This window comes from Paenibacillus chondroitinus NBRC 15376 (assembly GCF_004000765.1).
GTDB classification, from domain to species: domain Bacteria; phylum Bacillota; class Bacilli; order Paenibacillales; family NBRC-103111; genus Paenibacillus_E; species Paenibacillus_E chondroitinus.
In genome coordinates, this window is record NZ_BILW01000032.1 from 37,049 (window position 1) to 62,965 (window position 25,917).

Consider the following 25,917-nt stretch of genomic DNA (forward strand, 5'->3'; position numbering starts at 1 on the left):
TCGATGAATATGATTATCCTTGATGACCATCCGCTTGTTCGCAAAGGCATTTGCACCATTGTTTCATCTGGTCAGTTCATGAATATTGTTGGGGAAGCAGCGAATACGACGGAGGCTTTACGGCTTCTGGATCAGACGAACCCCGATCTTGTGCTCGTAGATTTGAATCTGGGGAATGAGAACGGCATCGATTTCATACAAGAGGCACGCAGGGCTGGACATGCTTGTAAATATATCATTTTAACTTCTTCCATCACGCAAAGTGAGCTTCAGCTCGCACAGTCCATGCAAATTGAAGGCGTCTGTTTAAAGGAAGCGTTTCCAGAAGATTTGTTATACGGCATTGAAGTTGTCGCTCGCGGTCGTAAGTACTATGATCCGGTATTGATGGGATCGATCATGGAGCATAAATCAGGCAGGGAAAAGCAAGAGTTGTCTGAACTGACTCCCAAAGAACTTGAAGTGTTGATGTCGCTCGGCAAAGGCCGCTCGAATAAGGAAATTGCTAACGCCCTCTATATCACTGAGTTTACCGTCAAGAAGCACGTGAGCCAGGTTCTGGCCAAGTTAGAACTAGCCGATCGGACGCAAGCCGCTTTATATGCCTTGTCCAAAGGGTTAGTTCAATTCGAAATGCAGCGTTAATCGCATATATAAAGGAAGATCCGCCGGGATAACCCGCCGGATCTTTTTTTGGCTTTACAGGTCAAGAGGCTCAGCAATCCGATGCATCGGGAGCAGCGAGAAGACGGCATAACCTTTCACATCTTTGATGTGTACAGGACCCAGCGATGGGTCACGGCTATCCTTACTTTCGCCCAAATTGCGATTATCTCCAACTACGAACAGGTAGCCGTTTGGAATTGTCTGTACGTCCATATTTTCCGATTTGCCGGCTGTATACAGCTCAGGCAGCGGTGTTTCGTTGACGTAGATGACGCCATCTCGAATGAATACGCGATCGCCTTGAACGGCAATGACGCGTTTAATAATGCTGAATTCTAAGCGGTCATCCTTGATAACGACCACATCGCCGTACTTTGGCGTTTTAAAAAATAGCGATACTTTATTCATTAGCAGAACATTGCCGCTTTGCAGCGTCGGATTCATGGAATTACCAGAAACCCTCGTCAGTCCTATCATGTTATTAATCAATATAAAGGCTAGAGAGAGCAGTAAAATGAATCGAACCCAACCCCAGAATTCACTTTTATGCCTAGTCGCTGCCGGCTTCTTACGTGCCAAAACTTCATCTGCCATGTTGCTTTCCCACCCTCGCTAACTTTCTTGCTAAATTATGATCGATTGTACGCGACATGACTTACACTTGCATCTTACTTCTGCTGCTGCCCATAAACATCCGAAATGACCGTCGGCGGTTGGATCTCTGGTTGTGCCGCAGGTGGTACTGAAGGTGGTACTGAAGGTGGTACTACTGACGGCGGTACTACAGGCGGTGCTGCAGGCGGTATCGCTGGTGCACTAGGTGGCGGCGCTACCAAAATGATAGGCGGGCTCTGCGTGAACACCATAGCCGGTGGTACGTAGCTGCCTGCTAATGAGTCCATGGCATCTTTGGCGCTGTCGAGAATGGTTTGCAGCTTATCCAAAATTTGTTTGCGGTCCTGCTCCGTTTTGACCTCCGTGCCGGCAAGCAGGCTTTGTGCATGCTGCTCGAGTGCCTGCAGATGAAGCTGTTTCTGCGTATCTGTGAAAGATTGAAGGCTTCTAGTGGATGCTTCAAGTCGAAGCTGCAATTCTTTCTTTAACATTTCCTTCTGCGCATCCGTCTCTGATTTCATGGATTGATCCAATCCTTGGATGACCTGCTCCGTCTTCTTGTTAAACCAAGAAGCCATTGCGCCGGCAATATCCATATCCGCATAGGAAATTCCGGCGGACGCCGTAAGAACGACAGTTAAAGAAACAATTCCGGCTGCGACAATCCGCTTGGACTTCATCTTACGCTTCTTCTCATTTCTGCTCATCATGTCCATTCCTCCCTTTTCTCAAAGTAAGCGTATGACCCCGAAACCGGGGCCCGTCCGCTTAAGGCATTGTATTATTTCAAACCGTTAAGTACGATGTTCTCCAGAGCTGTTTTACCAGAAGCTTCAAGAGCGTCGCCTTTATCCGTAATTGTTTTAATGTTAGCTGCTTCCAGATCATCAGCAAGCTTTTGAAGTTCTGCCAATTTAGCTGCAATTTTAGCTGTTAAGTTATCTTTAATTTCTTTGGATGCTGCTGTTCTTTCTTGGCTCAGCAAGTTGTTAAGCTCTGTTTTTGTCGTTTCAATTTTGGTCGTCAATGTCGCCGCTGCTTGCGTTTGCGTTGTTGCAACGCCAGCTTCCAGAGCATTCAAGGATTTTTTACCTTGCTCGTTTACATCGTGGATGATGTCTAATTTGCCGGCAAATCCAAGGCCATCGATAACACCATTGTTAAAGTTGTTGGCATCACTTACGACTTTGTCATACTCGCCAGGCATGTTAGCTACAATGCTTCCTTTTTTCGCGTCAATGGCATTGGAGTAGGCCGTTACTTGACCGTTGATAGCACCTTGCGTTTGCGTCGTTTCTGTTGTGCCTGCTGTTTTCACATCATTCACAGCACCATTGTTGATCGCTTTGTAATCCGAAACCATCTTGTCGTTATTGGAAGCAACGAAGCTTGCTACATCTCCAGCTACTAAAGCTTTTGTTACTTTAGTCGCGCTGTTATACCAGCTTTGAAGCTGTCCGCCAGCGTCTGTTGCTGCAAATGCTGTTCCCATACCCGCTACTAATCCTGTTGCGATAACCCCAACTGCCAATTTACTTTTCAATGCTTTCATCGTTCATCAATCTCCCTTGGTATCATTTTATTTGTTGAATCATAATTCACAAAGATGGCCTACTTCCCTGATGTTAACGTTAATTCCTGAAGCATCTGAACAGCCAACTGATCTACTTCATGGTCCAGCTTCTCGTTCGAAGCAAGGACATACTTGTCAAATTGCGCCGGCCCTTCGGTCTTCGTCAGCTCTTCCGCTATGCTTTCAATTTGACTTGCGTAGTCTTGGCTAATCGCCTCTACGCGGTTCCTCGCTTGTTGGCTCTGAGCGTCCTGAACCTGCCTCAGTCTGGCGGCATTGCTTGAGAGCATCTCATCCGCCCCTGCTTGCATGGCTTGTCTACTTTCGTTTAAAGCACGCAAAGCTTTGCTGTCCACTTCGCTCTTGCCCGTCTGAAAACTCGCCTTGTACCAGTTTTGCAGCGGCAAACTTGCATCGGAGTAGGCATAGGCCGTACTCATGATGAGGAAAGTCGAGAGGCTCAATGAACCGATCATCACTTTTCGTTTTAAACGGATCATCGTGCTGCCCTGCCTCCTTCGTGTTCTGCACTTGCTTACAAATTTATTGTAGCTCAGCATACACTTTGCGCCTTCCTACACAAGAGTAATTTATTACTGCTACCTTGGTAGGGGGTCGATGGTATACTTTCGTACCAGGTCGAATGGAGACTTCATTTACAACCGCTCTTTGGGGGGTGCTTTATTCTTGCTCTTCTGCTGACAATGGGCACTGAAACCACTTGGGTATCCGGACTTGCTGTCGGCGCGTTGATCGGTCTGAGTATCTCTCTAAAAATCGGCATGAATTACCTATTCGAAAAAGCAAAGCTCCCGCTATACTTCATCACCGTCGGCTACCACCTGGTGGCCTATGTCATCGGCGGCATCATTATTGGTGCTTGGTGGGGGTAGAAAAACGATAAAGAGCCATCCCATCGTGATCTTGCTTGCAAGATTGGGGGATAGCTCTTTTTTTCTATTATCCGTGATTCAATTACGATCAATTGGTGTAATAAGGTAAGTCCCCAAGCCATATCGCGAACCCCTGCATATACTGGAGCAGGACCCTTTTGGGAACACAACCTCCAGCTGAATCCAACAGCTGGACTATAACCTGTCTACGGTGGTATCTACGATGGAAAAACAACTTATAGCCGCAAAATATGACCTGCTCCACGTTCTTGGGCTAGCTTCCGAGGAAGACATCTACAATGCCCAATATAATGGGCTGTCACTGGCCGATATCGCTGAGGCGAATAAGGTCGATGTGCAAAAAGTAATTGATCTTCAGCTCGCTGAGCTCATCGAACAGCTCAATGAGCGCCTGTCCAGCGGCAGTATCACACCTGAGCAGTACTACGCTCAACAAGCTGAACTGCCTGAAATTATTATTAGAAGCGTCTACGCCTTATAATCACGCGAGAGCTGTCTCGAAAGTAGAGATTTCTACTTTTGAGACGGCTTTTTCATGGTTACTGGCTCGCCAAGGTTCAAGTTCCACAAACCTCACCCATAGCAGCTGATCCATCTCCCCCTCCAATTAGCCACCTTTCGCCAGATTTACCCGAAACTCGCCCGCATTTGCAAATTTTCTCCACTTGTTGCAAACCCCTTTCTGTGTCACTATCAAAGAAAGCATTTTCTAGGACTGGAAAGGATTCCGAATATGAATTTTCAACAGCTTATCCCCCTCGTCCCGCTCATTGAGCAGATCGAAACCTGCAGTACCTCCCTTACGCTCGGATGTCCGGCTGGCATGTACCAGCTTATTATTGTTCGTCGCGGTCATGTAACGCTGCATCAGAATAACCAGGAACCATCGGTTTGTTCGCAAGCCTATGCTTGCCATCCCGAGCATGGTTCCTACACCATACAAGTTCCCAAAACCAAAACCGCCGAATACATCGTTATCACCTACAGGATGATACCAGACGGTTACCCATGGTCCTTGCATGGCCCTCTCACAACCTTGAGTGAAATCAAAATCCACTATATGCTGGACGAGCTGCTCCGGACGACGGAGGACATCCATCCACTGTCGGCAGAGGAAATAGCCGCTCAAACGATTCGCAAGCGCATGATGCTGGAGCGTATTCTTTTCATCTATCTATATGAGTCCCATTTAACTCAGGACAAGAAGTCATCCAGCGAATCCATTGAGGAAATCCTTTCCTATATGAACGAGCACTATATGTTGGAGCTTTCACTTCCGATGCTGGCTCGACGGGCAGGTATGAGTGTCGGCTACTTCACCGTTCTTTTTAAAAAACAAACCGGGATGACGATGATGAATTACTTGTACACCCTGCGCATTGAGAAAGCGAAGCAAATGTTTCTTCACACCGATTTACTGGCCAAAGAAGTGGCAGGACGTGTCGGATTCATCGACTATTTCCATTTCAGTAAAGTATTCAAAAAGAAAACCGGCACCTCCCCGTCGGAATTCGTCGCCAACCAAGATTAATCTAATTATTAGACATGCTAATTATGCAAATTAGACATGTCCTTACATAGGAATTGAGCGTATTATTTCAAATGAGAATAATAATCATTGTCATGGGGGAGTCAACAAAATGAAACACTTTTTTACTCGTTTTAGCCTGCTCGCATTGATCACCGTGTTTGCACTGAGCCTAGCGGCTTGCGGCAAATCGACGAATACCGAAACCGCAGCAGCAACAACTACGCCTGCCGCAGCAAGCCAGAAACCTGCCGCTCAAGCGGACGGTAAAATCACCGTACAGGATGCTACAGGAACGCTTGAACTGCCTAAGAAACCGGAACGCATCGTAGCTATGGAATTTGGATTCACGGACATCCTCGTCACACTAGGCGTGCAGCCGGTTGGTGTTGCAGATGATGACAGCCCGGATCTATTGATGGATTCTGTTAAAGCCCAACTCAAAACCTACAAGTCCGTAGGGTCCCGTTACGAGCCAAACATTGAACTAATTTCCTCACTGAAACCGGATTTGATCATTGCTGACATTAACAAACATAAGAATGCCATTGCCCAACTTAAAGGTATTGCACCGGTCCTTGTATTGGATGATTTCCAAGCCGACTACAATCAAATGCTGAAAAACGTTGGCATTATCGCAAAAGCCATTGGTAAAGAAGAGGAAGGCAAGAAACGTCTGGCTGAACACCAAGCTAAGGTTGATGCGGTGAAAAAGAAACTAACCGCTACAAACCTTCGGGTACTTCCAGCGGTTGTGAATCCCAAAGGATTCTTCGCACATTCGGACCACGCTTACAGCGGTTCTTTCCTAGCGATGCTTGGTTACACGGATCCTGTTAAAAATGCCGCTGCCTACCCGCAAATTACACTTGAGCAGCTCGTAGAAGCAAATCCGCAAGTCCTGTTCCTAATGCCAACGGAGAAAGAAACAATTGTTAAACAATGGGAAACAAATCCGCTATGGCAAAAAATAGACGCTGTAGGTAACAAGAAAGTATTTACTGTAGAGCGTCGTGACTGGTCTCTATCACGCGGATTCCTGGGATCCGAGAAAATTCTTGATGATATCGTGAAGAATTTGGGGCAATAGTCCAATGAAGCCTATAACTGAGAAGCAGAGCCAGAAATGGCCTCTGCTCTTCCTATTTTCTGCCGCTGTTCTTGTGATGCTGATCGGCGTGATTTGCAACTTGAAATGGGGCCAGGCCTATGTCTCCTGGCGCACTTTATACGTTGCGGTGACTTATCAGGGCAGCGACAAAGCCCATCTGTACATCCAAACGCTTCGCCTGCCACGCGCCATCATGGCGTGTATCGTTGGGATGCAGCTAGCTTTGGCGGGTATGTTGACTCAAATCACAACCAAAAACCCCTTGGCATCCCCGCATATATTCGGGATTAATGCCGGGGCGGCGTTAGCCGTTGTGATCGGGCTTGTTATCTTGCCCCATTTTGGAAACTTTGGGCTCATCGGCTTTGCCTTTGTCGGGGCCGCGCTAAGCGCGCTGCTAATCTGGTCGTTAGCGGGCGCAGGACGACAGCAATATGTTCGACTGGCGCTAGCCGGCATCACAATCCACTTCCTCATGTCTTCTTTGACGGAAGGCTTCATCATTATGAATCAGCATGCTACGGATAGCATGATTTTCTGGCTTGTAGGCTCCCTGAATCAAGCAGGATGGTCGGACGTGCGAATCATTTTCCCCTTCTTCGTAGGGGGGATGGCGTTGTTCAGACTGATGCTGCCGGCGTTCAAGCTGCTGCTGCTTGATGATGATATTGCGGCAGGCTTAGGCCAGCGCGTCAACATCGTGCGCGGCATCAGTATCGTGCTTGTGCTCCTGCTCGCCGGATCTGCCGTGGCCCTATGCGGCCCGATCGGCTTCATTTGTTTGCTTGTTCCACACATCGCCCGGGCGATGATTGGGCCGAACCTGCATATTCTAGGGCCGATGACGGCACTGCTCGGAGGAATTTTGCTCGTCTATGCCGACTTTCTCAGCAGATTCATTGCTTTTCCCTTCGAATCCCCGGTCGGTATTGTGACTGCGGTGATCGGTGCGCCATATTTCATTTACTTGGCACGTAAGCAAGGAGGTGCGAAGTGAGAAAATCCACATCCACCTCCTCCATCTCACTGATTGTGGCTTTGATTATCATGTTTGTATTAACGGCCCTGTATGTCCATGTAGGCGCTGTGCGCATTCCATTTGGCGATGTGTGGACCGGGTTAACAGATGCACAAAGCCAGTCTTACTTCATCGTGCATCAAGTCCGCTTGCCCCGCGTGTTAGTTGCGATTTTAGCGGGCTTCGGGCTAGCCGCCGGCGGCGTCATTCTGCAAGGCTTAGTGCGAAATCCACTGGCCAGCCCTGACGTCGTGGGAATTACGAAAGGGGCCGGCTTCATGGCGGCAGCGGTGCTCTTTCTATTCCCCAAATCGCCAAGCTACGTCTTGCCGATTGCGGCTTTCGCCGGCGCCTTCCTGGCCTTCCTGCTTCTGCTACTGCTCAGCCGCCGGTTAACGCTCAGCCCCTCCACATTAGCCTTGGTGGGCGTAGCGATCGGTACTGTGTTCCAGGCTGGCACACAGTACTTGATTGTCAGGCATCCCATCGATATCAACATGGCGCTGCTCTGGCTCTCCGGCAGCTTGTGGAGCCGCAGCTGGCACGATGTCTACACCCTGCTGCCGTGGATCGCAGTGCTCCTGCCCATCGTGTGGGCGAATTTTGCCAAGCTGAACGTGTTTCTGCTTGGCGACGACATCACCGCCTCGCTGGGCCTCAACATCGTGAAGCAGCGTTTCCTGCTGCTGTTTCTTGCCGTTGCTTTGGCCGGCATCTCCGTGTCGGCGGTGGGCGCGATCGGCTTCATCGGCCTGATCGCCCCGCACATCGCGCGCAGCCTCGTCGGCAGCCGGCATCAGTGGCTGATCCCGCTGGCGGCTGTCATCGGCGCGGACTTGATGCTGCTCGGCGACCTCCTTGGCCGCATCATCATCCTCCCGCGGGAAGTGCCTGTAGGTATTATGACGGCCGTGATCGGCGCGCCGTATTTTATTTACCTGCTGCGCAAGGAACGTCTGCGCAACAAATAAAGGGGCTTTCCCAGGAGGTCAGATATGACCCTTCTGGGAAGCCCCTTTCAACCTATATGCGATAATCGTCGTTTCTCCAGCTCTTGATGGATTTCTTAATCGTATCCGATGACCATTGCCCGTCAGCCGCCTTCTGACATAGAGCAGGAAACTCTTCGTCGGAGGCAAAGCGAAGCGCAGCGATCTGACCAACTGTTAATCTCGTATCCAGCAGCTTTTGAGTTAACACGTAGTGCCTGAGATTCTCTTCTGCGCGAATCGCACGATCCTGTGCTTTCAACGGATAGGTGCGAATCAGCAGAAATACAATGATCACAATGATAGAAATGATTAGAAAAAGAAATGAAGTCAGCAATTGTTCCCCTGATTGCAAGGAACTAATTAACTCTACGATTGACGTAACCAATAGAATTAACGCTAACAAAGAGAACACATAGTGAAACAATGGATGCATTCTGCGGTGATTTGCATACGTTTGTTCGCCGCTTTTCATGATTTCCCCACAATCTCATCAATCTCGCTTTTCAATAGCAAGTAGCGATGTACACTTCTCATAATTGGCACCTTGGTTAAATTGTTTTTGTCTACATACTGCTTCATCTGATCCTTGGTCAGACCTAACGATTTCCCTGCTTCCATTACCGTTAATACTACTTCATTACTTGTTGCGTTGAACGTTGTTTTCACTTTTTGATTCCAATCCTCAAATACCTGCATGTCCGAAGCAACACCCTTCTGTTCCAATCCTTTCATTATAGCACAGAAGTACGCAGGCAAAGCATCCATTTGCAGGATAAATTCTTACTTTCCGTCATCATCACTCAAAAGCTCAAGCAATGCCTGCGGCAGCGCAAACTGCTGATTGTTAATGACAATCTTATTGAGCGCGTCACTGGCCAAAATGTCGGACGTCTGCTCTTCTTTAATCTCTTCGATTTCCGCATGCAGACGCTCCATTTGCAGATCAAGCGCAGATGCTGCCATAGCCGCTTGTCTAAGCTCTTCCAACAATCGCGCTGGCACTGCTTGATTGCCTTCGTTGAACTTATAAAATATTTTATGCTCCAGGCTGGCCCAAAAGTCCATCGCGATGGTGCGAATTTGAATTTCAATACACACGCTTTCTTGTCGATCTGTCAAGTGCACCGGCACTTCAACCAGCAAATGAAGACTTTGATAGCCATTCGGTTTCGGATGCTTGATGTAATCTTTCTCACCCAGCACCTTCAGGTCGCTTTGGTTTTTGAGCATATTGGAGATGGCATAGATGTCCGAGACGAATGAGCATGTAATCCGCATGCCGGCAATATCTTTCACACATGCTTTGATCCCGTCAAAAGACATGTCCCCTCCCTTCCTGCTGAGCTTATGAAAAATACTCTCAGGCGATTTCAAGCGGGATTTGGTATGCTCGATAGGGTTATATTCATGCAGCATCTCGAATTCCTGCACTAAGATTTCTACGCGGGTTTCCATGGCGTCCAAAGCGAATTTGTACGTCATCATAAACCTTGTAATTTCGTGCTTAAATCGTTTCAAATCATTCATAGAAAGTTGAGTCATCATGGCAGTTCCATCCTTTAGTCGTGGTTATTTTACCAGTCTTATCTAGTGTAAAGTACGAAAGCTCCGTGAGCAAATTTTGGTGTTCGTATTGACACTTTGCGCGGTCGCTTGATATAGTACATTTATCATATTTCGAGCGAAAACTTACGTTGGGAAGCACCCGCAGGATAAGGCTAATGCCTATTCTTGCAGGTGCTTTTTTTGTCTTTCCTCGAAAGTTTAAGGAGGCTTGTATCTGAACCTATTCACTGTACTTATCGCCGCTTTTGTTCTAGTCTCAGCCCTTCCGGGGGAGGCGTCGGCAGCAGCTCCGTTCAACTTCACGGCCGGACTCCTGGATAAAACGCTAGCCGCTTCCACCCAAGCTCAAACCACTCGTATCCACGCTTTGCAGGATGAACTGCTCACCCTTCAGAAGCAGGAAGAAGAATGGGATCATTCAATTACGCTGCAGCACAACCAGAATAAAGAGGCACTGACAATGCTAGGCAAACAGGCTAAAACAATCGACGCCGCTCAACTAGCCAAGCTGGAAGAGGAGGTTTTGCGAACAAGGGAGCGCTACAAACCATTATTATCCCGTTACACCGCAATTAATAAACAAATCGAAGACGTGCGGCCGCTCAAAAACAAAAGCTTGAATACCATGCTCCGCCTTCAGGCTACGGCTTTGAAAATTCCCGCCCAGCTAGCGCGCGCAGACATTCAATCGAAGGAGAAAGCCCACCGGGCTGCCAAGGATAAAGCCTCCAAAGCAACGAAAGGTTTACGTGAACGTCTCGATGACATCAATCCGACTAACGTGCAGATAAAAGCCAAAATGAGCGCTGTCCAATCCACTCGCAAAAGCCTGTCTCCGCTATGGAGCGCTTTTAAAAAAAGCGCCAAGAAAGGGGATGCGATCGGGGTCCAAAGTACCCTAAGCTCCATGGTTTCCCTCCTTCGTCAAGTTAATGACGAGAAGCAGCGAATCTATAAGCTGGAGACCTCCGTCCGCGATAAACTAGCCGCTATAAAAAAAGACACCGGATAAGGTGCCTCTGTTACATTCATTTATTTAATAGGCAAATTTTTTGCTCAATGACTGAAAAACACAATCTGAATAAAGAACAGCACCGCAAATAGATAAAAAATCGGGTGCACATCGCTTCGTTTTCCACGTAGCAGCTTTAATACCGGATATACGATAAATCCGATGCCAATTCCGGTTGCAATACTATACGTCAAGGGCATCAACACCACGATTAGAAAAGCCGGAAAGGCTTCCTCCAAGTCCTGCCATTCTATTTTACGCAGCACATTCATCATAAGGAAACCGACGATAATTAATGCAGGCGCAGTAATCGCCGGAATACTGGCAAGCACGGCAATGATTGGCGAGAAGAACAAGGTTAAGGCCAGCAAGACGCACACCGTGATCGCCGTCAGTCCGGTTCTCCCGCCTACAGCAACGCCGGAACTGGACTCAATATACGCGGAGGTGGGACTCGTTCCAAGCAAGGCACCTGTCGAGGTCCCGATCGCATCGGCCAGCAGCGCGCCTCTTGAGCGCGGAAATTTATTGTCCTTGAGAAGCCCCGCTTGCTCGGCGACACCAAGCATCGTACCCGTTGTATCAAATAACGTAATCAGTAAAAATGTAAAAATGACAGCGAACATCCCGCTCGAAAAAACACCGCTGATGTCTAGCTGAAAAGCCGTCGCAGAAAGCCCCGTCGGCGCTGCAATGAATGCCTCCGGCATTGTCAAAAGTCCCATAATCCAAGCCAATACAGCGGTAATCAACATGCCGAAGAACAAAAAGCCACGCACCTGATAAGCCATCAGGATCAGCGAGACGATAAGGCCAATGATCGTCAATGCGGTCATGGGTTCTCTAAGATTTCCTAATGTTAGCAGCGTTGAGGGAGAAGCTACGATGACCTTGGCATTTTGCAGGCCGATAAATGTGATAAACAAGCCGATCCCCGCAGTGATGGCATGCTTCAAGCTTGTAGGAATCGCGTCCAGCAGCATATATCGGAAAGATGTCAACGATAACACGATGAACAAGACTCCGGCGACAAAAACAGCACCAAGCGCAGTCTGCCAGCTGACACCGCTTCCTCCTACTACGCTAAAAGCAAAATACGCATTCAACCCCATTCCCGGAGCAAGCACAATCGGGTAATTCGCAAAAAGCCCCATAATCAGCGTCGCCACAATGCTTGCCAACACCGTCGCAATGAACACCCCGTGGAAATCCATCCCCGCCTTGCTTAGAATCCCCGGGTTCACAATCACAATATAAACCATCGTCAAAAATGTCGTGACCCCTGCCATGAGTTCCGTTGGCACCGTTGTGCCCCGTTCTTTCAATTTAAACATTGCTGATGACCTCCAACCAACGGGATTTGTTTTTTTATTCTTCCCTTTGTTTGGAACCTTAGTAATCATTTTTCTCCATTGACAGCGCTGCCAAGCGGGGATACAATTGGCAATAAACAACAAGAATCCAACAACATTCACACAATAAACAACACTAAACTATCATGAAACAACAATATTCTAAGCGCTCAGGAGGATTCATTCATGAAGGTTCATTTTCTGGGAACAGCGGCATATGAGGGCATTCCCTCGCTCTTCTGCCAATGTCTTACCTGCAAACAAGCCCGCGAACGCGGAGGGAAAAATATTCGTTCCCGTACTTCCGTCATGTTTGACCATGACTTGAAGGTCGATTTTCCGCCCGATACCTTGATGCACTCGCTGCAGTACGGAATTGATATGAACAGCGTAAAGGATCTGCTCATCACCCATTCACATTCCGACCATCTCTATGCTGAGGATATGGCCATTCGTGCGAAAGGCTACGCCCAGTCAGGCGAAGAAATCATGCATGTTTACGGACATGATCTTCCATTTCGCCTCATCTTTCAAGCACTGAATGGACTGAAGCACAACTATCAATTCCACCGTGTGATTCCGTTCCAGCCTGTAGAGACGCAAACGGCGACGGTCGTTCCGCTGCTGGCGGATCATGATCCTCTCGAAACCTGCTTGCTCTATTCCATCGAAAAGAACGGGAAAACCATCTTGTATGGCAACGACAGCGGGTGGTTCCCGGATGAAACGTGGGCTTGGCTGAAGAATAAGCAGTTCGACTTGGTTATCCTGGAATGCACAACAGGCCGAGTGGGGCACAGAAACAACCATATGAACGTGGATGCCGTACTCGAAACGAAAACATGGATGGATGAAGTCGGCGTATTGAAGCCGGGTGCACAAATCTACGTGACACACTTCTCTCATAATGCGGGGCTGCTGCATGAGGATTTGGTTGATATTTTTCAGCCTCATGGGATTGAGGTTGCTTATGACGGTTTGGTTGTGGAGCTCTAGCTGTAATCCGGCTTTACGCGGGTTATCGTTCTCTTACATAAATGAAAAGACACCTCATCAGGTGTCTTCCCTTCCCCACTCTTTTCTCCGGATTACATCATAATCGGAAGCTTCACATGACTAGGATATTCCTCCGAGTGATAAATCGTTTGCTGCACGATCACTGGCTTCGGATCCTCATAAGGGTTGATGCCGGTATTCGAGTTAGGAAACGCGATAAACTTGCTCGACGATGTCACCGTGAACCGCAATTGGTGGCCTTCGCGGAACGTGTGGGCGATATTTTGCATGAATATATCGTATTTCTCTACCTTACCAGACGTAAGCAGCTCTGGATTATCCAATCCACCACGGTACTTCGCCCGCACGATGTAATTGGAAAGCTTAATCGAGTTACCCTGCGCATCGACATCGCTCAAAGTAACGACCCAGTCCGTATCAACACCAGTGCTTGCCGCATATAGTTCACAAGACAACTCGCCCGCTACGGTTAAATCCCGCTCCAGCACAGCGCTCGAATATACGAGAATATCGCTGCGCAGCTCATGCTTGCGCATGTTCTCCGGCTCTCTTTCACCGCTGTCAGCAACAGGATCCTCAGGGTTATACACAAATGTATCCGCAGGACTTTGCTGAGAAGGAACCTCCATCAGCACGCCGTCTCCATGGCTGGAGTTCGCTCGGCCCTTGCTCCCCAGGTAAAAGTTCTTGATTTGCGCCTCTGCAGGCGTCCAATCCTCGGACGTTCGCCACTCGTTGCTTCCAACAACGTAATACTTCGCCCTTGGCTCTTGATCGATGCCATTTGGCAGTTCCTTCAGGAACCTGTCGAACCAGCGCAGCACGTTTACGTCATAATCGTAAACAACCGCATCGTTGCTGAAGCTGGTATCGAGCAGATCTCTTGCTCGGTTAGGGCCGTGCTCCCACGGTCCGAGCCATATTTTGCGGTTGGGGACATCATGCTTGGTCAGCATCCTCCATGTCTCCGATACGCCTGCGCTGTCTCCGTCGTACCAACCGGAGATGACGAACATCGGCACCTTCACCTGATCGCCACGCTCCGTAAAGGTGCAATTTCTCCAGAAATCATCATATTCCGGATGCTCACTCCACAGATCCCAAGGGCCAGAAGCTCTGCCAATCATCTGCTGGGGAACCTCCCTGATCGGTCTGGCGTCTACGGCTTTCTCCGGATCAACGGTTTTACCCGCAAAAATATCAAAATCCGTCCTTGTTCCAACGGACTGCGCAAGCGTCCAGCAGAGCAACGGCCAGGAGCATACGGTTCCGCCTTTACGTACCGTATCCACAAATGGCGAGCCTACGTTCACTTCATTGACGACCGCCTTCAAATTCGGATGTCCGCTCGTAGATGCTGCGGTCACAACATATCCGAGATAGGACGCACCCCACATGCCGACGCAGCCGTTTGACCATTCTTGCGACACGATCCAGTCGATCGTATCCGCACTGTCGTCCCGCTCGTAAAAGAACGGGACCAGTTCTCCCTCGGAATCCGCACGCCCTCTGACATCCTGATTGACGACGGCATACCCCTTGTTCGCCCAACGCTTGAAAAACTCTTTACGCAAGTTGCGATCATAGCAGGTGCGAATGAGTATCGTCGGCAGCCCCTGCGGGGATTGAGCACCCTCAGGCAGGTACACGTCCGTAGCCAATCGTACACCGTCCCTCATCGGAACGAGGAAGGTGCCCAGATCGTTCACGCCGAACTCCGGCTTCGAGAGGAGCGGATCTTCGTACACCACAAGCGGGGTCAACGCTTCGTACCCTTCCGCCACGAGCACTTCCATACCGTACCGGTTCGGTGCCACGAATGCGGTGATGCGTCCATCTACGGTCACAATGTCGAGTGCCGTATCCTTCCGCATCGCCCAAACTTGAGATGTCTTCTCTTGTCCTGATTGCTCCGTTCCTACCACTTGTCCCGCTCGTCCCGCCACGCCAGCCACAGCCGTATAGCTCACATGCCGTGCATAAAGGTCGCCATTGCCAAGCGTTACCTCGTCTCCCTGCCAAACGGCTTGCTCATAATGCGCCAAGGACGACCTGATTTTGGAAAAAGGCAATATGTACGGTGTCCTCTCCGGAAGGACATTTTCCTGCATTTGTGTTCTCCTGCGAGCGTCCACTTTGGCGTGCATAATCGCTTTTTCGGCAAAACGGATTTTCCCCTCGTACACACCGGCACAATACAAATTAAACGTTGTTGACTGAAAATATGTGCTCATCCCCGTTAACTCCTATCCCCAGACTTGTTCAAAAACACGCAGCCAGTTGCCGCCCATAATCTTCTGAACGTCTTCATCGCTATACCCTCTTGCAACCAAGCCACGGGTAAAATTGATAAAGTAACTGTACTTTTCCAGTCCCTTCACCGTTTCGGTAGACGGCCCGTCCCCTTTGGCAAAGCCAATTCTCGGTGCGATATGCTCTTTAAAATACACCAAGGACCACTCCACATCGCTCATCGGCCAATCCGTACCAATGCCAACATGGTCAACACCGACCAGCCGAGCCACATAATCGATATGATCCAGCACATGCTCGATTGTCGTTTCATTCGGGTCCTGATAGATGAACCACGGCATCGCAAAAACACCGATGACGCCGCCGGTTCCAGCAATCGCCTGGAGCTCTTCATCGCTTTTGCAGCGCATATGGCCAAAGAGAGCCTCTACGCCAGTATGAGAAGCGATCACCGGCGCCGTCGAGAGCCTGCATGCGTCCAGCGTTGTTTGCTTGCCGCAATGGCTGGTGTCGACGATGATGCCCAGCTCATTCATTCTGCGAATGAAGCGCGCACCGAAATTGCTGACACCGCCATTGGCCTGCTCCGCGCAGCCGGAAGCAATGTAGTTCTGATTGTTGTACGTGAGCTGCAAAACACGCAAACCGAAATGATAGAGCGCGTCAAGCAAGGCGAGATTTTTGCCTAAGCCATCCGTTTCCTGCGCGGTTACGATGCCCGCTTTTTTATTGCTGCTTTTGGCGGCGCGAATATCTTCAGCCTTAAGCACTTTGACCAACCAATCATTCGCATCGAATTGGCGCTGTATTTCGCCCATGCTGGTTACAAGGCCCTCTATATCGGATATGTCCAGTTGGCGATTACCCGCGGTAATCCCTGAACGGTACCACTCCTCCTTGAATGCCGGGAGCTCCCCGCGTGCCGCCATATCGTGAATGATTTTGCTCGGCATGCCGCTGTACACCATCGGTTCATCCCGGTAAGGTTCGCAAGCTTCACGGATGTTTTCGGAGATATGTGCAGGGATCGCTTGGGGTGACAAAGGTCCTTGGAACAGCAGATCAATAATGATGCTGCTTTCATGAAGCCGGCTCGCACGGTCCTCCTGCTCTGGCGTTAAGTGAAAAGGATACAAGCCTTCCGCGAGATTGGTTTTCATCTACATTCGCTCCTAAAATGCAATTTGTGTGCCTTTATTCTTACGAACCGCTTCTTGCACAATATAATGAGCAGCTGCCAGATCCTCACAGGCTAGCCCCAATGATTTAAAAAGTGTAATCGCTGCGCTCGAACTCCTACCTGGCTTAAGCCCGATCAATAGCTCTCCGATTTCTCCTAAAATATGATCTTCCCCGATCGCCCCTTCGCTCAGGGGAATCAAGTAATCGCCCGCTTCGTTCACGGCGGACTCCCGGCGATCGACGAACAACTCCGCTTGACGCACGAGTTCGGTATCCAGCTCTCGTTCCTTCGCCCGGCAGGCCCCGACAGCATTGATGTGAGCGCCTTCCTTGACCCACGCTCCCTGCAAAATAGGTGTCGTCGACGCCGTCACCGTGCAAATAATATCCGCGTCCCGTACGGCATCCGCCGCGGAGGAAACAGCCTCGACCGGAAGGTTGTACCGCACTTCCGTCTCTTCCTTCAACTTCCGGGCATGGGCCGGGTTCGGCCCCCATACCGTGATCCTTTCGATCGGGCGAACCAGCATCATCGCCTCGATGTGCGTTCTGGCTTGCTCACCTGTCCCGATCATCGCAAGTTTGCTGGCATCCGGTCTCGCCAGCAGCCGAGTCGCCACCGCACTGACGGCCGCTGTGCGGATCGCGGTGATTTTGGTACCATCAACAATAGCCTCCAATTGACCGTTGGTTGAATTAAACAAAGAAACAAACCCTTGATGCGAAGGCATCCCTTTCGCATGATTATCCGGCAGCACGGTAATCACTTTGGCACCCACTCGCTCTTCCCGCTTCAAGTAAGCCGGCATGAGTCCCATAACATGACTCCCCTGCAGTGGAACAACGCTTCTTAGCGATTGAACGGCATCTCCATTCGTCAAATCTGCCAAAACAGCCTGCATGATTTCCATGCAAGCTGACATGGACAGCAATTCCAGAACCTCGCGTTGATTGATGACTAGCATATCTGAATGATCACCCGCTTCGTTAGTACTTGCCTTTACATTATAGCATCTGTTTATATCCCTTCACTCTCGAAGTTTGAATCAATCGCTGCAGCAAACCGAACAACTGAATGGGATCAAACGGTTTTGTAATATAGCCGCTCATACCCGCTTCGAGCACTTCCTCCTTCACGCCTTTCATCGCATCCGCCGTCATCGCAATAATTGGAATATCCTTGGCATGCTCCAACTGGCGAATCTGTTTGGTCGCCTCATAGCCGCCCATAACAGGCATTTGCAAATCCATCAAAATGGCATCGTACCGCTTGAGCTTCGCGCGGGAGACAGCTTCCAGACCATTTTCGGCCACATCGACTATCACCCCGACTTCCTTCAGCATTTCCGTAGCAACCAATTGATTGATTTCATTATCCTCCACGAGCAAAATGTTCGCATGCTGCAGCGCCTTGAAACGCTCCGACTTCTCCGGGTCTGGCCCTGTGACCTGCTTGGCCACAAAATGCTGCTGAAACAAACTGATAAGCTCGTTATACAATTGCGACTGGCTGATCGGGAAATACAACACCTTATCTATGGCTTGCGAACGGATGCGCGTTTGCAGCTCCGGCTCATGATACGCAGTAACCATTACAATGACCTGCATAGGCGAAGAAAATTCGAGCTGAATGCGTTCAGCAAGCGGAACGGCAACCGATTCCCTCAGCTTCCAATCTACGATCACCAAATCATAGCGGCCATTGCGGTAAATTTGTTCAATTGCGCCACTCTCGGATTCTGCAGTGTTGACAATAAACTGGAATTGTTCGAGCTGGTTTTTGAGAACAAGCTGCATATCCCCGTCATCACAAACGAGCAGCACGCGAAGCAATTTCAACTGTGAGTCTTGATTCATCGACGTAATCCGCGATCCCGTACTATAACCAAAATCAGCAGTAAAGGAGAATGAACTGCCCTGTCCGGATTGACTCTCGACACCTATCGCTCCGCCCATCAGCTCGACAAGATTTTTACTGATCACAAGACCAAGCCCTGTCCCTCCATACTTCCGGGTTGTCGACATATCTGCCTGTGTAAAATGGTGGAACAATTGCTCCTGTTGTTCTTCCGTAATGCCGATTCCCGTGTCGCGAACCGTAAATCCGAGAGTGACCCCCCTTTCACTTTTGGCCAAAAGGCAAATTTCAAAAGAAATTTCGCCCTGATCCGTGAACTTCACCGCATTGTTCGACAGGTTAATCAAAATTTGATTCAAACGGAACGGATCGCCGACAAGCATTTGCGGAACTTCATGATGAATGGAGAAATGCAGCTTTAACCCTTTGTCATACGCTTTCATTCCAATGAGATTTGAAATCTGGTTGAGTACATCATACAGGTCAAAATCCACTTGCTCGATGACCAGCTTCTTGGCTTCGATTTTCGAGAAATCCAGAACGTCATTGATGAGTGCAATCAAACTTTTGGCGGAAATAATCGTTTTATCCACATAGACTTGCTGCTGTTCTGAAAGCTCTGTTTGCTGGAGCAAATAACTTAGACCAATCACTGCATTGAGCGGCGTGCGGATTTCATGGCTCATATTAGCCAGAAACTCGCCTTTCGCGCGATTCGCGGACTCGGCCATTTCCTTGGCTTCCTCGAGCTCCGACGTACGAGCCTCCACCAGTTCCTCGAGGTGGCCTTTGTATTGGTGAAGTGCCTTCTCTTGCCGCCTTAGTTCTGTGATATCATGACCGGTTCCCGTCACTTCCACGATCTCCTTGTTCCGATTAAAAATCGGCGAAATCGTGTAGTGCATACATTTATTTTCACCGCTTGGCAGCAGGCTTTCCGCTTCAAACGACTTGGATTCCTTGGTTCTTAGCACTTCGTTAAGCGCTTGCTTCCACTGTTCGCGAGTCTTCTCCGATGCCATCATATTCAACATATTTTGCCCGAGTAAATCACGTTCGTTCGTTTTCAAGAAATGCGACATCTTGTTATTAGCCTGAGTAATCGTCCCGTCCAAGTCGCAGCAGTAGACGAGGTCAGGCGAGTTTTGCACCAGCGTCCGATACCGGCTCTCGCTCTCGCGCAGCTTGATTTCCGTTTCATAGCTTCTAATTTCATAAGCGATCAATGAGTAGTAAAGTGGGATGGCTACCGTATGAAAAATCACATAACTTATTGCAAATTCTGTCATAAAATAATTCATCGTTTCCTGAGGGGCAAGCAGCGCCCAGCCTACTGTCTGCAAACTGATAACCAGCCCTAGCAGCCAACCGTATCTCTCCATAAGCTTTCTACTTTTCACAGACCATCGATGGACAACTATACTGATCAACGTCGTAGTCACAAGAGATCCTAGTGGAAAAAGCAAATCTCCGCCAAGCATGATGCGATAAGCGCCGACCATCAGAGCTGTAACGATTGCAGAAAGTGGTCCGCCAAAAACAGCCGAAAATATAACGCTTACAAAGCGGACATCCATATGCAGCCCATGCGCGACATGTAACGGCATTTGCATAATAAGCAGACCGAAGATTCCGAAAGCGATTCCGAAAATGAGCGACTGCGCTCTTTTGGAGCATTTTACATAATAGGGGTACAGCCATCTTAATAGAAAAACAAAAGTCACGATCAATGCACTGCATTGTGCAAAATAGAACAGAAATTTCATGTGACACCTCACCCCCATTTTACCTACTCACTGTGTGAAAAAATTGTCATTTCTTGTCTATTATATATTACAACATTCAGTTCGGATCTTCTACTGATATATCGTGAGGATCTGACCTTTTCGCCAAAATAAAAAGCCCCAAGCTGCTAGCAGCCCGGGTACTCTTCTGTCGTGATTTAGTTCACACTCGCTTTGCGGTATTTCATGAAACTGCCAATTCGCCAAACTGAAATGTATAAGTATGCCATTAACATCGTAAGAACGGTAAATTCCGTATAATCCAGCCCTTTGAAATACTGCGAAAGCGCGATGCGAATGACCAGCACGGCGATGATGACATACTTGAAATTCTTGTTTGGCTTCGCGTACACATACCCGTCTTCCCGCTTCTCGTAGCCCGTATGGTACAGCATAATACTGCCCAACCCGACGCCCAGCAGCATCGCGCACAACATCTCCCAGATTACAGGTAAATGAAAAGGATGATCAGGGATCTTCGTTAACGAGTAGATGGAAAAACCAAATAGAATAGGCAGTAGGATGACGGGAATTAATATTCCCAGACCTTTATTTTTGATCGGACGTGTTTTGCCCCGGGTTCTGAGCCATATTACCAGTATGATAACGAGCGCTCCAATGCCATACCCGATCCATGTTCCAGCATTCATGATAAAAGTTCCTCCTGTTGCTGCTTTTTATATCAGTATACACGATCAATCACGGAATTCATTCAGACGCAGGTCATATTCCTTCTCGGTCTTCAGGCGGATACGCTTTCCCGAATCAAATCCTTCATTGTCGTTGCGATAATCCGATTATCCGCATGTCCTTCCTTCGTTTTGTTTATTTAACAAGAATGGTAGTATGTAAGTAAACACTATCAACTAGAGGTAACAGCCAGATGAGAATGAGAGATTGGGATATTAATTTAAAAATCCGCCTTGGCGGAGAGACCGCTTTTAACGTTATTTTTTGGACTTTTTTTCCGTTTCTATCGATCTATTTTGCGAACTCCTTCGGCAAAGGCTGGACGGGCGTCCTCCTGATTTTGTCACAAACGTTGTCCGTTTTCGCCAACTTAATGGGCGGCTACTGCGCTGACCGCTTCGGACGCAAGCGGATGATGGTCCTCGCGGCATGCGGACAAGGCGTCGGTTATGGCGTCTTCGCACTTGCTGCCTCGCCTCTGCTAGCGATGCCCGTTCTTGGCTTCATCGGGTTCAGTTTCGCCAGCATGTCCGGTTCCATCTATTGGCCTGCCAGCCAAGCGATGGTCGCAGACGTTGTGAAAGAGGAGCACCGCTCCAGCGTCTTTGCCATTTTCTATACAGCCGCGAACGTGTCTGTCGTTGTCGGCCCGCTGCTCGGATCAATCACCTACGATGATAATCCGTATATTGTGCTTTTCGCGGCTTCGGTGTTCTGTCTGCTCCTCTCTTTGACGATGAGCCGCACCTTGCACGAAACGCTGCCGGAGAAGCTAGCTGAGCGTAACCGCTCCACAACCGGTGAACCTTGGTATCGTTTCCTCGCCGCGCAGCTGCGTGACTACAAGATCATTGCAGCTGACCGCGTCTTCCTGCTGTTCATCCTGGCCGGTGTGCTGCTGTCTCAAACCTTCATGCAGCTGGATTTGCTGTTCCCTGTTTTTATGGAGGAAACCGTGAAGTTATCGACGATCTTCTCCTACGGCGACTGGAGTTTGCAATTATCCGGCAAGCAGTTGTTCGGCCTGATTGTATCCGAGAACGGGCTGTTCGTAGCCCTATTTACCGTCCTTGTGACCAAGTGGATGCTCGCTTATCGTGACCGCTACGTATTTATCGGCGGTGCGCTTTTCTATGCACTTGGCATTGTATTGTTCGGCCACATGTCCACCTTCTGGGGCTTCACCCTCGCGATTGCCGTGTTCACACTGGCTGAGCTAATGTCCGCGGGCCCTCAGCAAGCTTTCGTCTCCCGGCTTGCTCCCGAGCATATGCGCGGCCAATATTTTGCCGCAGGCAGCTTGCGGTATACGCTTGGACGCACCTTAGCGCCGCTGTCCATCCCGATCTCATCGTGGATTGGGTTCACATGGACATTCATTTTGCTTGCGGGCATAGCAGTGATTTCCGCAGTCCTGTATAACATGATGTTCAACTTGTATGACCGTCAGACCGCTGTTTAAAGATATCTGATTATTGTACTCACCATTCAGCCTACTTCCCATACATTCATAGAACCTGGCGGTGAGTCTTCTAATTTAAAGGAACTGAAGGCCGCTATTTGAAGGAAATTAAGTATTTTCTTCCTCTAGCGGAACTGCAGGGCCTTATTTGTCTTTGAAGCCGTCATTTCCAGGCAAAAACAGCGAAATAGAGGAACACAATTCCCTCGACTTATCCAGAACTCCATTTTTCGCCAAAATAACGGACTATAGTTCCCCAAGCACCCCTATCGCCCTCTCGCACGATGAAATTCTTGTCATTTAGGCCTATCAACAAGCAAATCTCTCAATCTATGAATACATAGAAGTATTACTAGATAAGGAGAGTGAAGACCTATTCCAACCATTTACAAAGCCTTTCTAAACGGTAAAAACGAAGTGCCTCCCGTACAAACATTATCAACGGGAGATGCCATATTCGAGTTGAACAGCAGCGGCAGCCAGTTAAGATTCGCCTTGATCATGCGAAATATGTCCCGCGCCACCCAAGCCCATATTCATCTTGCTCGACCAGGACGGGGCGGTCCCATTGCTGCTTGCCTGTTTGGCCCCAACCAGTTCGGCATTTCAGTCAGGCGAGGCGCCATTCGAGGCATTCTAACGAATCAAGACTTAGTCGGTCCACTGCAAGGAAAGACGCTTAAAGACTTAATTACTGAATTCGAAAGCGGTAATGCCTACGTCAACGTGCACACCAACCGTAATTCGGAAGGTGAAATTCGCGGCCAAGTCAAACAGCCTTAAAGATATGAAAAGAAGACATCCTTTCCGGGTGTCTTTTTTCCACTTGCGAACATCCCGACTCCCCATGAAAATAGGTTCAAAAGTTTACACTTGGCTTATCCTTTCAGAATATGAATGTTTAGAATACCAATCACTTTGGTGTCGGAAACCTAGACAAAGGGATGTGGCCAGATGAAAAATAACCCCACGCAATACTCCACCCTGGTTCAGCGCAGTTCCAGCCATATGCATCAATTTCTTCATAAAATTTGCCGTAAAGGAGACGAAAAACTTCATTTTATCTTAGTTCATGATGCCGAACGCTCAAAGCCAACTAACGCTAATTCTGCACATTCTTTAAATTCATCCAACGATAAACAAGCCATGCTCCTGCATAAACCCCTCTTGCTGTTGGAAAAACAAGTCCCTCACATCGAGCTGATCTCTAAAAACAACAAATCCATTCATTTGCTCAGTCAAAATGCCAAAGGCTACGCCGTATTCATGGAAATTAATCGCAGAGATGAAAAGAGCCGCGAAATCAAAGAAATCAGAGCACAGTTTATCGATGTTGATCTCAATAAAATATCCGAACAATTCCAATCCAAAGAACAATTAAAAGCACGAATCAAACAACTCAAATCTGACCCCTTAGAGCGGATCCAATCCATCACAATTAAAAAAGGGAAACAAGGGCAATACCTGCTTAGAGCTCATCGCGCTGAAGAGCAGGTTGCTCAATTGAAAAAAACCTTCCTCAAAAAGCACTGGTCGCAGATTAAAAATGCCATGATCGTCGAAACAAAAAACGGCTATCACATCTATTGGGCCATTCAAAACGGCTCCATATCCAAATTCGTTCCTATTCAAAAGGCGCTAGCTAGCAAATTCGGATCTGATCCTATGATTACAAACCTGTCGAGGGTCATGCGTATTCCTGGATTTTACCATATGAAAAATCCGGATAAGCCTTACCTTGTCAGGGTCATTCATTCAGGAAGGAAGCAGCCTTTCACACAAGAGGAGCTTATCCAGACCCTAATGTTAAGACCATAAGGATTGCAAAAAAGCACCCTCGAAGGGTGCTTTTTCTGTACTTGTATGGAGGTGAGGGGAGTATTGAAATGTCCATCTAACTTACTGACGAAGCACACTCTACGACGACTACCCTAGCGGTACATTTCAATGCCGTGCTCCCTCCGCTCACGCTCCAGTCCGCGCGGGCGAACCCGCTAGGGGTTCTACCCCCGTAACTCCTAATACAAAAGAAAAAGCACCCTCACGGGTGCTTCTTCTTTTGTATGGAGGTGAGGGGAGTATTGAAATGTCCATCTAACTTACTGACGAAGCACACTCTACGATGACTACCCTAGCGGTACATTTCAATGCCGTGCTCCCTCCGCTCACGCTCCAGTCCGCGCGGGCGAACCCGCAGGGGTTCTACCCCCGTACCTCCTAATACAAAAGAAAAAGCACCCTCGAAGGGTGCTTTTTCTGTACTTGTATGGAGGTGAGGGGAGTCGAACCCCTGTCCGAAAATATCGCCACACAGGCATCTACGGGTGTAGTCACAGTTTTGATGTCACCCGAGCAGCGCGCCGTAACCCGCTCTGCGTTGGGTCAGCCTGATTGTCTTCCTACGTCCGACCCCAGGCGGAGACCAAACGTCGTATCCCACTAAGGTTGGGCCCCTATCCTAGCACATGGGCGATGCGAGGGAGGAGCTAGCTCACAGGTTATTAAGCTGCGAAAGCTAAGTTGTTGTTTTGTTTGCCATTTAATAGGCTTTAGCGTTGTTAAAGCGGACGCGTCCCCACTACCCGCAACCCGCGCTCGAACTATCCCCGTCGAATCCAAGAACACCCCCGGATTGCCTTCATTTCCGCCAATAGAGCAGAGAAGGTAAAAGACGAGCTGTTAGAGCGAAATTGCACTTTAAAACTGAATCATTTGCTGTAGACCTAGTATAACACAAGCTGTGCAAAAATGAACGCTCAGGTTTGTGGAAGCCAAGGTGCTGCTTACCAATACCTTTGCCACGTTACCTGGCAATCTTCTGCTTCTCGCGCAGCGCACGTTGAATGTCGCGTTGTGCATCTTTTTTCGCTGCCGATTCACGTTTATCGTACTGCTTCTTCCCTTTACCAATGCCGACTAAAAGCTTAGCATATCCATTGCGGATATACACCTTCAACGGCACAAGCGTATAACCTTCCTGTTTTGCCTGGCCCAACATCTTGGCGATCTGTACCTTTTTCAAAAGCAGCTTCCGCGTCCGTGTCGGATCGTCAGGATTACTTCGGTTACCTTGCTCAAAAGGGCTAATGTGCATGTTATGGACAAAAGCTTCCCCATTACGAATCGTAGAAAAGCTATCGCCAATGTTCGCTTTACCTGCCCGTAAGGATTTGATCTCCGTGCCGGTCAAGACAAGACCCGCTTCGTACGTTTCTTCAATAAAGTAGTCGTGTGAAGCCTTTTTATTCTGGGCAAGCACCTTGCCATCTGCCTTCTTCGTTGCCACGTGAGATCCTCCTCCCGCAATTTCATGCAGGTAAATAC

Annotated in this window: 26 protein-coding genes and 1 other RNA gene; 12 read left to right on the forward strand and 15 right to left on the reverse strand. The window is 48.7% G+C overall.

Annotation, left to right across the window (positions count from 1 at the left end):
* Positions 1–3 precede the first annotated feature (3 nt).
* Positions 4–645: a response regulator gene (locus tag PCH02S_RS26260; protein WP_127457074.1), complete on the forward strand. Its 642-nt coding sequence runs from the start codon at positions 4–6 to the stop codon at positions 643–645.
* A 54-nt stretch (positions 646–699) separates the two neighbouring features.
* Here the strand turns inward: PCH02S_RS26260 and lepB are convergent, their stop codons facing one another.
* From lepB to PCH02S_RS26280, 4 genes are all read right to left on the reverse strand, one after another.
* Positions 700–1,260, reverse strand: a complete 561-nt coding sequence (gene lepB, locus PCH02S_RS26265) for a signal peptidase I (protein ID WP_127457075.1) — start codon at positions 1,258–1,260, stop codon at positions 700–702.
* 74 nt (positions 1,261–1,334) lie between these two features.
* The gene (locus PCH02S_RS35910; protein ID WP_164819750.1) at positions 1,335–1,991 is read right to left on the reverse strand and encodes a hypothetical protein; all 657 of its coding nucleotides are present in this window, start codon (positions 1,989–1,991) and stop codon (positions 1,335–1,337) included.
* Between the two features lie 71 nt (positions 1,992–2,062).
* The gene (locus PCH02S_RS26275) at positions 2,063–2,833 is read right to left on the reverse strand and encodes a hypothetical protein (protein WP_127457076.1); all 771 of its coding nucleotides are present in this window, start codon (positions 2,831–2,833) and stop codon (positions 2,063–2,065) included.
* A gap of 59 nt (positions 2,834–2,892) precedes the next feature.
* Complete coding sequence (locus tag PCH02S_RS26280; protein WP_127457077.1) at positions 2,893–3,354, reverse strand: hypothetical protein; 462 nt, start codon at positions 3,352–3,354, stop codon at positions 2,893–2,895.
* Between the two features lie 183 nt (positions 3,355–3,537).
* On the opposite strand from PCH02S_RS26280, the gene PCH02S_RS37065 reads away from it, so the two are divergent.
* The 6 genes from PCH02S_RS37065 (at position 3,538) to PCH02S_RS26310 (ending at position 8,396) form a co-directional block, all read left to right on the forward strand.
* Positions 3,538–3,747, forward strand: coding sequence for a DUF1761 family protein (locus tag PCH02S_RS37065; RefSeq protein ID WP_407670131.1), 210 nt, complete (start codon positions 3,538–3,540; stop codon positions 3,745–3,747).
* 223 nt (positions 3,748–3,970) lie between these two features.
* Positions 3,971–4,249 carry a hypothetical protein gene (locus tag PCH02S_RS26290; RefSeq protein ID WP_127457079.1) on the forward strand — a complete coding sequence of 93 codons (279 nt, stop codon included), beginning with the start codon at positions 3,971–3,973 and terminating at the stop codon, positions 4,247–4,249.
* Between the two features lie 252 nt (positions 4,250–4,501).
* Positions 4,502–5,299: an AraC family transcriptional regulator gene (locus PCH02S_RS26295; RefSeq protein WP_127457080.1), complete on the forward strand. Its 798-nt coding sequence runs from the start codon at positions 4,502–4,504 to the stop codon at positions 5,297–5,299.
* 109 nt (positions 5,300–5,408) lie between these two features.
* Positions 5,409–6,386: an ABC transporter substrate-binding protein gene (locus PCH02S_RS26300; RefSeq protein ID WP_127457081.1), complete on the forward strand. Its 978-nt coding sequence runs from the start codon at positions 5,409–5,411 to the stop codon at positions 6,384–6,386.
* 4 nt (positions 6,387–6,390) lie between these two features.
* Entirely contained in the window at positions 6,391–7,404 is a 1,014-nt protein-coding gene (locus PCH02S_RS26305) for a FecCD family ABC transporter permease (protein WP_127457082.1), read from the forward strand.
* Between the two features lie 50 nt (positions 7,405–7,454).
* Positions 7,455–8,396 (forward strand): FecCD family ABC transporter permease, encoded by a 942-nt coding sequence (locus tag PCH02S_RS26310; protein WP_127457111.1) that lies wholly within the window; start codon positions 7,455–7,457, stop codon positions 8,394–8,396.
* Between the two features lie 52 nt (positions 8,397–8,448).
* Here PCH02S_RS26310 and PCH02S_RS26315 read toward each other — a convergent pair whose 3' ends face one another.
* The 3 genes from PCH02S_RS26315 to PCH02S_RS26325 form a co-directional block, all read right to left on the reverse strand.
* Positions 8,449–8,889: a DUF6526 family protein gene (locus PCH02S_RS26315; RefSeq protein WP_127457083.1), complete on the reverse strand. Its 441-nt coding sequence runs from the start codon at positions 8,887–8,889 to the stop codon at positions 8,449–8,451.
* Complete coding sequence (locus tag PCH02S_RS26320) at positions 8,886–9,113, reverse strand: DNA-binding protein (RefSeq protein WP_127457084.1); 228 nt, start codon at positions 9,111–9,113, stop codon at positions 8,886–8,888. The genes PCH02S_RS26315 and PCH02S_RS26320 overlap by 4 nt, the downstream gene beginning before the upstream one ends.
* An 84-nt stretch (positions 9,114–9,197) precedes the next feature.
* Entirely contained in the window at positions 9,198–9,962 is a 765-nt protein-coding gene (locus PCH02S_RS26325; protein WP_127457085.1) for a GTP pyrophosphokinase, read from the reverse strand.
* A 229-nt stretch (positions 9,963–10,191) separates the two neighbouring features.
* Between PCH02S_RS26325 and PCH02S_RS26330 the strand changes: the two genes are divergently transcribed.
* Positions 10,192–10,995 (forward strand): hypothetical protein, encoded by an 804-nt coding sequence (locus PCH02S_RS26330; protein WP_127457086.1) that lies wholly within the window; start codon positions 10,192–10,194, stop codon positions 10,993–10,995.
* 44 nt (positions 10,996–11,039) lie between these two features.
* On the opposite strand, the gene PCH02S_RS26335 is transcribed toward PCH02S_RS26330, so the two are convergent.
* Positions 11,040–12,329 carry an NCS2 family permease gene (locus PCH02S_RS26335; protein WP_127457087.1) on the reverse strand — a complete coding sequence of 430 codons (1,290 nt, stop codon included), beginning with the start codon at positions 12,327–12,329 and terminating at the stop codon, positions 11,040–11,042.
* A 204-nt stretch (positions 12,330–12,533) separates the two neighbouring features.
* Here PCH02S_RS26335 and PCH02S_RS26340 point away from each other — a divergent pair, with 204 nt between their 5' ends.
* Complete coding sequence (locus tag PCH02S_RS26340; RefSeq protein ID WP_127457088.1) at positions 12,534–13,343, forward strand: MBL fold metallo-hydrolase; 810 nt, start codon at positions 12,534–12,536, stop codon at positions 13,341–13,343.
* A 92-nt stretch (positions 13,344–13,435) separates the two neighbouring features.
* Here PCH02S_RS26340 and PCH02S_RS26345 read toward each other — a convergent pair whose 3' ends face one another.
* The 5 genes from PCH02S_RS26345 to PCH02S_RS26365 all read right to left on the reverse strand — a co-directional run bounded on the left by PCH02S_RS26345 (position 13,436) and on the right by PCH02S_RS26365 (position 21,091).
* Positions 13,436–15,598 (reverse strand): CocE/NonD family hydrolase, encoded by a 2,163-nt coding sequence (locus PCH02S_RS26345; RefSeq protein ID WP_127457089.1) that lies wholly within the window; start codon positions 15,596–15,598, stop codon positions 13,436–13,438.
* A gap of 12 nt (positions 15,599–15,610) precedes the next feature.
* The gene (locus PCH02S_RS26350) at positions 15,611–16,777 is read right to left on the reverse strand and encodes a dipeptidase (protein ID WP_127457090.1); all 1,167 of its coding nucleotides are present in this window, start codon (positions 16,775–16,777) and stop codon (positions 15,611–15,613) included.
* 12 nt (positions 16,778–16,789) lie between these two features.
* Positions 16,790–17,764: an ornithine cyclodeaminase family protein gene (locus PCH02S_RS26355; protein WP_127457091.1), complete on the reverse strand. Its 975-nt coding sequence runs from the start codon at positions 17,762–17,764 to the stop codon at positions 16,790–16,792.
* 40 nt (positions 17,765–17,804) lie between these two features.
* Positions 17,805–20,423, reverse strand: coding sequence for a hybrid sensor histidine kinase/response regulator (locus PCH02S_RS26360; protein WP_164819751.1), 2,619 nt, complete (start codon positions 20,421–20,423; stop codon positions 17,805–17,807).
* A gap of 176 nt (positions 20,424–20,599) precedes the next feature.
* The gene (locus tag PCH02S_RS26365; protein ID WP_127457093.1) at positions 20,600–21,091 is read right to left on the reverse strand and encodes a CcdC protein domain-containing protein; all 492 of its coding nucleotides are present in this window, start codon (positions 21,089–21,091) and stop codon (positions 20,600–20,602) included.
* Positions 21,092–21,324: 233 nt separating this feature from the next.
* Here PCH02S_RS26365 and PCH02S_RS26370 point away from each other — a divergent pair, with 233 nt between their 5' ends.
* The 3 genes from PCH02S_RS26370 (at position 21,325) to PCH02S_RS26380 (ending at position 24,411) form a co-directional block, all read left to right on the forward strand.
* Positions 21,325–22,593 (forward strand): MDR family MFS transporter, encoded by a 1,269-nt coding sequence (locus PCH02S_RS26370; protein ID WP_127457094.1) that lies wholly within the window; start codon positions 21,325–21,327, stop codon positions 22,591–22,593.
* A gap of 384 nt (positions 22,594–22,977) precedes the next feature.
* Positions 22,978–23,376 (forward strand): CHRD domain-containing protein, encoded by a 399-nt coding sequence (locus PCH02S_RS26375; RefSeq protein WP_281282282.1) that lies wholly within the window; start codon positions 22,978–22,980, stop codon positions 23,374–23,376.
* Positions 23,377–23,547: 171 nt separating this feature from the next.
* On the forward strand, positions 23,548–24,411 hold the full coding sequence (locus tag PCH02S_RS26380) for a DNA-primase RepB domain-containing protein (protein ID WP_127457096.1): 864 nt from the start codon (positions 23,548–23,550) through the stop codon (positions 24,409–24,411).
* A 446-nt stretch (positions 24,412–24,857) separates the two neighbouring features.
* Here PCH02S_RS26380 and ssrA read toward each other — a convergent pair.
* Both ssrA and smpB read right to left on the reverse strand, forming a co-directional pair.
* Positions 24,858–25,222, reverse strand: a transfer-messenger RNA (tmRNA) gene (gene ssrA / locus PCH02S_RS26385).
* A gap of 174 nt (positions 25,223–25,396) precedes the next feature.
* The gene (gene smpB / locus PCH02S_RS26390) at positions 25,397–25,879 is read right to left on the reverse strand and encodes an SsrA-binding protein SmpB (RefSeq protein ID WP_127457097.1); all 483 of its coding nucleotides are present in this window, start codon (positions 25,877–25,879) and stop codon (positions 25,397–25,399) included.
* Between the last annotated feature and the right edge of the window lie 38 nt (positions 25,880–25,917).